The sequence below is a fragment of the Pleomorphochaeta sp. genome (assembly GCF_050031695.1).
Lineage (GTDB): Bacteria > Spirochaetota > Spirochaetia > Sphaerochaetales > Sphaerochaetaceae > Pleomorphochaeta.
This window is the reverse complement of the sequence record NZ_JBNAIC010000072.1, coordinates 1-7,019: the sequence shown is the minus strand read 5'-3', so window position 1 is coordinate 7,019 and position 7,019 is coordinate 1. Positions and strand designations below refer to the sequence as shown.

The following is a 7,019-nucleotide window of genomic DNA, read 5'->3' as shown; positions in this document are numbered from 1 at the left end:
GTGTTGCCGGGATGAAAACCCGGTGTCCTAACCACTAGACGAAGGAGACATTAAAAAGTTGAGCTGCAAAGGATTTGAACCTTTGACCCACGCCTTAAAAGGGCGTTGCTCTACCAACTGAGCTAGCAGCCCAAGCAACGATTAGGACTATACCAAATGCACAAACTTGAGTCAACTACTTAATTAAAAAAATATTATTTTTTTTTAATTATTTATGTAAGAATAAATATTTACGCTAACAAAAAATAAGGGGAATAATCAAATTATTATTTTTTTTAACGTATTTATATTATATTGATGCAAGGTTTTTGTTAATTCTATTAAGTTAGAATTAGGTACATTAAAAGGGATTGCACACTCTGGTGCAACAAATTTTACTCCTTGTTTTAATAAAGAAAGAGCAGAAGAATGAACATCTTCTTTACTTCCTTTTCTAAGTAGATGTGGATTGTTGATAAATCCTACTAATTGCATATCACTTTGTAGAGAATCAATACTTTTAGAATAATTATTTCTAGAATCTATGTGTAACATATCCATATTAGTTTCTGATAATATTTCTACTCTATCTTCTAAACATCCACAAACATGTAGTATCATAGGTCCATAAGAATTTAATTCTACCTTAGCTTGTTGATGAATAGGTAATACAAACTCTCTATATATTTCAGGAGATACTAAATCACTTGTAACATGCTCCGCCCAAACAACAAAATCAGCACCACTTTCAAATTGTTGCTTTGCAAATTGTATTGGACAAATTGATAGTTCTTTTATGAATCCTTTTATTAAATTAGGGTATAATATTGTTTTCATTATTAAATTTTCAACACCAAATAGATGATAAGCTAAAGTCCAAGGTCCGATAACTTTACCTATAATAGGTACTTTTTTATTATAAGATTTATTTAATTTAGATATTATTTGATTAAATACTTTAAATTCTTTTTTATCTAAAAAGTCTTTAGGTAATTTATAATTTTCAATATTTTTTATAGGTTTTTTTATTACTTGAGGCATGCCCTTTTTAGAACTAAAATCAATAGTAGCTCCTAAAGCAGCTGCTTCTAAATGTATTGAAAAATAAGGAGTTATAGAATCAAAGCCTAATATTTTATGGCCAGAGAGAGCTAGATCATAAGTTTCTATAGGATGTAAATGTGCTGATGGAAAAAAAGAGTTTGTTTTTTTCATCAATTCGTTAGTAATCACACTTGTGGGGTTTATGGCTGGAAAAACATCAAAATCTTGATTATTAAATGCAGCAAAAACTCTCTCATAACTATTCATCATAAATCCTTTATAAAATTATATAAGAGCAGTAAAAGCTCTTATATAAAACAATAACATATAAAGATGCAATAAAAAACAATTAAAAATATTACTTTTTAATTACTCTATTGAAAATATCCTTTGAAAGCCAAATAGCTTGAGATGCTAATAATTCTTCCATTCTAATACCTTCATTCCATTTTACAGTTCTCTCTGTTCTTGCAACAGATCCAACTTTTAATTGTCCAGCATTAGTTGCAATAGCTAAATGTACTATAGTTGCATCTTCAACTTCACCACTTCTTGCAGAAACAACAGGTAAAAATCCATTATTTTTAGTATATTCAATTGCTTCTAGAGTTTCTGTAATTGTGCCAATTTGGTTCATTTTGATTAAAACAGAGTTACAAATATTGTTTTCAACACCTTTTTTAATTCTATCTATTCTAGTAGTAAATAAATCATCTCCAATTAATTGAACTTTATTACCAAGTCTTTCTGTTAATAATTTATTACCTTCCCAGTCAAATTCACTACAGCCATCTTCTAATGAAATTATAGGATATTTTTCTACCCAAGTTTCTAATAAATCAACGAATTCGCTAGAGGTAAATGTTTTATCTTCAAGTTTAAAATAATAGGTGTTGTTTTCTTTGTTGTAGAATTCACTACTTGCGATATCCATTGCAATTGCAATATCTTCATAAGGTTTGTATCCTGCCTCTTCTATAGCCTCTGTTAATAATTGCAATCCTTCTTCGTTAGTTTTGAAATCAGTTGGCCAAAAACCACCTTCATCTGCAATACTTAACGGTTTACCATATTTTCTAAAGACTTTTTTAGCAGCATTATAAACATTAACAATCATTTCAATTGATTCTTCAAAGTTTTTTGCACTCATAGGGACTGCTAAAAAATCTTGAATATCTATAGAGTAGAGTGCATGTGCACCACCACCAATTATTTGAATTTGAGGAAGAGGTAAGACTCTTGCTCCAGCCCCACCTAGGTATTGAAATAATGGCATATTTTTTGCATTTGCAGCAGCATATGCTATTGCCATCGAGCATCCTAATATTGCATTAGCACCTAAATTAGATTTATTTTCAGTTCCATCTAATTTGATTAATAAGTTATCAAGATAAGATTGATTAAAAACATTTTTATTAATTAATTGAGGTTTAATTTTTTCATGAATGTTTCTAATAGCTGTTCTTACACTTTTACCGTTTAATACTTTTGGATCATTGTCTCTTAATTCTAATGCTTCAAAAGCTCCTTTTGACGCCCCTGATGGGACAATAGCTCTTCCTAATGTCCCATCTTCTAGAATTATATCAACTTCTATAGTTGGGTTAGCTCTAGAATCATATATTTGTCTAGCTTTTACATCTACTATTTTATTTATATCCATATTCTTCCTCTATTTTTCTAAAAATTTAATTAAGCTAATTGCTTTTTTATAATCAGTTATATTGCTTGTCATTAATGAAGCAGCTATATCTCTGACTAATTGTTTTTTATCTTCGTCGTCTACAAGATATTCTACAGGAGATTTGCCGTCTACTCTTGCTAACATTAGCATTCCTAATAGTTTTACAAAGTATGATAGAACGCAATCCTTATTTTCATAATTACTTTCTTTAAAATATATATCTAACATGTAATCAAGCATATTTAAATAAGCTTCATTTTTATTATCAAATTTTATAGATTTTAAAACGAAATGATTAGCAAAAAAAGCTAAATCGAATACAGGATTTCCATAATGGGCAACTTCAAAATCTAAAATAAAAATTTTTCTTTGATCACACATTATATTTTTTGGTGAATAGTCACCATGAACAAGAGTAATTGATTGTTCCATTAGTTCTTTTGATAAGAAAGTAGCAATTCTTTTATATTCAGGGTGTTTTTCAACTGTGAATTCAATATATGGTGAAATACGTAAATCATAAAACACTTTTTTATCAGCAAATTCTTTTGCTACATATTTATCATTATTACAAGTGTTATGAACTTTTACTAGTGCTTCTATACTTTGCTTCGCAACAAGAAAATCTAATATATTATCCATTAAATCTTCTTTCCACATCCTACAATGATCTGGTGCTGCAATTCTTCCATAGATGTAATTTTCTTCATCATAAAATAATACCTCAGGTACGCTATCAGGTGCGATATCGTGATATATTTTATTACTTAGTTGTTCGACATACATTCTAGATGGATCGCATAACCAATCCTCTTTAACTTTTAATTTGGATAGGGCTTGTTTTATGATTAAATCCTTATCTTTAAGAGAAAGAAAGGCTACTGTGCCAGAGACTCCTCCAGCACAATATTTTAAATCATAATCCATTTCATTTGTAATAATATCTTTTTCTTTTAAGTAAGAGACTAAGATATCCTTATTTGAAATATCAATCATATAATTTTTCCTTTGATTTTATTTATTTATTAAGCTACAAAGAGCGATAAAATTAAAACTGAAACTAAAGCAAAACCACCCATAACAAATGAAGTTGCCGTCACTGCTACATATCCTTTTTTCATATCGAACCCAGCTAATTTAGTTACAGCCCAGAAATATGAACCTTGAGGGAATACGCCACACATACCACCAGCTGCAATAGAGATAACTGCTAATTCAGGTGAGATGCCTAAAGCACCAAGTAAAGGAACCATAATAGCAGCAGTTGTTGTTAAAGCTACAGTAGCTGACCCTTGTGCAATTAATACTAATGATGATACTAAGAAAGGTAGTAATACACCTGGTAAACTTGTGCTAGAAATGATTTCTGCAATAATGTTTGAAACACCTGTTGCTTGTAAGATTTTACCAAAACAACCTGCAACACCAGTAATTAATAAAATTTCAGCACTTTTTTGAATAGCGTTAGATACCCATGTATTAGTTACTTCTTCGTTTAGTTTCTTTGGTAAGATAAATGAAATTAAACAACCTAGTAATAATGCGATATAAGGAGTCCCAACAAATTGAATGAATTTTGCAAAACCAACATTAGGATCACTAGCATACATAAGAACGAAAGATCTAATGATAATAAGTAAAATTGGTACTATAATTGGTAAATAACATAAGAAAGTAGCAGGAGCATTTTTAACTTTTTCTTCAAAATCTTTTTCACTTTCTTCATCAAGTGTTTCACTATCAGCTAATTCTGGATAATGAGATTTGATAAATTTAGAATTACACCAGAAGATTGTAGTTCCACCTACAACAACTATTGAAATAATAATTCCATAAATCATTACTGTTCCAACATCAGCACCTAAGATACCAGCAGCAGCTATTGGACCTGGTGTTGGTGGAACTAAAGTGTGTGTTGTCAATAATCCACACATTAACGCTGTTACTAATACCATATAAGGTATTTTCCCAACTTTAGAAATAGCTTTTATAACAGGATTTAAAATAACAAAACCAGAATCACAAAATGTAGGAATTGAAACAACAGCACCTGTAATAGCACTTGCTACAGGAGCTCTTTTTATTCCAACTAATTTTAGAATTGAATTAGCTATTTTTTGAGCAGCTCCAGTTTGTTCTAAAACTTCTCCCATAACAACACCGCAAACAATTACTATTCCGATATATTGCATTGTTCCGCCAAATCCTTTAGCAACAGTTGTGGATACTTCTAATAAATCCATTCCTGATGCTAAACCTAAACCTAATGAAACTATTAATAATGATAAAAACGCATGTAAATGGAATTTAGTAATTAATAGAATCAAAATCACTACGCTAGCAATTAGTAAAAATACTTGATACATAGATAACCTCGTTTATTTTTTTTTCAGTTTGTGGTGTATTTTTAATTAAATCAAAGGAAAAATATTGTGCATAACTGATAAATTATGTATATTATAATATAGATTTTATACAATATATATAAAAATAATTAGATATATTATTTATTTTATTGTTAATATGTTAATTTTGCACATATTTTATTAAATATAATATCAGTTATTGTATATATTGTAACAAGAGGGTTTTATGATATTAGATGTAGATTTTATCCAATTTTTAATTAAAGAGAATTCAAAAGAGGGTATAAAAATATTTGTTACGGATTCACAAAACACATTAATTGCGTCAACTCAACTTAATAATTTAGAGAAATATTTGAATTTATCTAGGTATGTATTAGATAATAGTAAGCCAATATTAGTTGAAAATATAGACGAAGAAAATCTATTTCATTGCATTACTGCAATCCCTTTTATTTTACAAAACAAAATTGAAGGTACTTTGATTTTAGAAGGGGAAAAAGAGACTATAGTAAAAGTTGGAAACAATTTAAAAAATTCATTAGAATCTGTAATGTTATATAATATGTATAATAAGTTAAACATAATAGAAGATGAAAAAGAAAAATATAGAGGTTTAGTTGATTTATTACTGGATGAAAATTTTCAAGAAGATAAAGTGTTAAGCTTGATGAATAAATTTGAAATTGATTCATCTTTGATGTTTTCTGTTATATATATAGATTATACATTTGAGAAGGCTAATTATTTCAATATTAATATAAACTTGGGATACCAAAGTGAAATAATAAATACTAAAGAAACAATTGATGAATGTTTAAAAAGTATAAAGTATTTAAATACTCAAGATATAGTTGCAAGAAAAGGTCAAAATGGATCGGTAATAATTAAATCTTATTTACCAGCTAGTGATTTAAATGAAGTATATCTTGCCAATCAAAAAATATGTAATGAAATTGATATTAAGCTTAAAGATATAGTCCCACTCGAATATTATATTGCAAGTGGTGATGTATATAAAGATATTAAAGATGTCAGGAAAAGTTTTATTGAGGCTAAAGCTATTTTAGATATAGCTAAAAAATATAATAAAGGTGATAAAGTTTTAACTTTAAAATCTATTCTTATTGAAGATACTTTTAATTATTTAGATTCCCATATTATTAATAGGCTTATTATTACTAATTTGAATAAAATTAAAGAAATGGATAATGATTATGATTCTTTTATCAATCTTATAGAAACCTTTGTAGATTGTAATTTTAATATAGCTAAAACGTCATTACTTACAAATTTACATAGAAATACTATAAAAAATAAACTTGAAAAATTAAAAAATTTCACTGAACTTGATCCTTTAAATAACTTTAGTGATGCATTCTTAATCAAAATGATTGCTATTTTCTATAAACAGTCAAAAAAATAATAAAATTTTAAAAAAGGTATTGCATAAAGTTTTTATGTACAGTATTGTCCCTAACGGTAACTAAACAAACGATGAGTTTTAAATAAAAACAGCAAATTTTTATTTTAAAAAAAATAAAAAAAGCTATTGACTTATTACTTTAAAAACTGTTATGTTACTTAAGCGCTTTAAAATATAAAGCGTAAGCAAAAAGTTTAATTTATTAAGCTAATTGCATTTGTTATTTGAAATTACGAGCGTAAGGGAAGAGAAAATAGGAAGCTAATTATGGCAATGAAAATTGCAGTGTAGAGGGCTTTCTGTCAATTCAAAATAGAACAAGATGAAATAAGCTAATGTTCGTTAAAAGCGAGTGACAGGAATTAAATGAATTTGTTAATTAGTGGTCTTCGGACCATATTTATATAACGGAGAGTTTGATCCTGGCTCAGAACGAACGCTGGCGGCGCGTTTTAAGCATGCAAGTCGAGCGGTAAGCTAACTTCGGTTAGCCTAGAGCGGCGGACGGGTGAGTAACACG

The 7,019-nt window shown here is 28.4% G+C and carries 5 protein-coding genes, 1 tRNA gene and 1 rRNA gene; 2 read left to right on the top strand and 5 right to left on the bottom strand.

Annotated features, from left to right (window positions below):
* Positions 1-59: 59 nt before the first annotated feature.
* The 5 genes from ACPKM0_RS12110 to ACPKM0_RS12090 form a co-directional block, all read right to left on the bottom strand.
* Positions 60-132: transfer RNA gene (locus ACPKM0_RS12110), tRNA-Lys, on the bottom strand.
* Between the two features lie 126 nt (positions 133-258).
* Positions 259-1,290, bottom strand: coding sequence for a uroporphyrinogen decarboxylase family protein (locus ACPKM0_RS12105; protein WP_472476297.1), 1,032 nt, complete (start codon positions 1,288-1,290; stop codon positions 259-261).
* Between the two features lie 91 nt (positions 1,291-1,381).
* Positions 1,382-2,686, bottom strand: a complete 1,305-nt coding sequence (gene eno, locus ACPKM0_RS12100; protein ID WP_472476295.1) for a phosphopyruvate hydratase — start codon at positions 2,684-2,686, stop codon at positions 1,382-1,384.
* Between the two features lie 9 nt (positions 2,687-2,695).
* Entirely contained in the window at positions 2,696-3,703 is a 1,008-nt protein-coding gene (locus tag ACPKM0_RS12095; RefSeq protein WP_472476293.1) for a phosphotransferase, read from the bottom strand.
* Between the two features lie 29 nt (positions 3,704-3,732).
* Positions 3,733-5,073 carry a GntP family permease gene (locus ACPKM0_RS12090; protein WP_472476291.1) on the bottom strand — a complete coding sequence of 447 codons (1,341 nt, stop codon included), beginning with the start codon at positions 5,071-5,073 and terminating at the stop codon, positions 3,733-3,735.
* Between the two features lie 226 nt (positions 5,074-5,299).
* Between ACPKM0_RS12090 and ACPKM0_RS12085 the strand changes: the two genes are divergently transcribed.
* The gene (locus ACPKM0_RS12085) at positions 5,300-6,499 is read left to right on the top strand and encodes a PucR family transcriptional regulator (RefSeq protein ID WP_472476289.1); all 1,200 of its coding nucleotides are present in this window, start codon (positions 5,300-5,302) and stop codon (positions 6,497-6,499) included.
* A 404-nt stretch (positions 6,500-6,903) separates the two neighbouring features.
* Positions 6,904-7,019 (top strand): 16S ribosomal RNA (locus ACPKM0_RS12080); the annotation flags it as partial.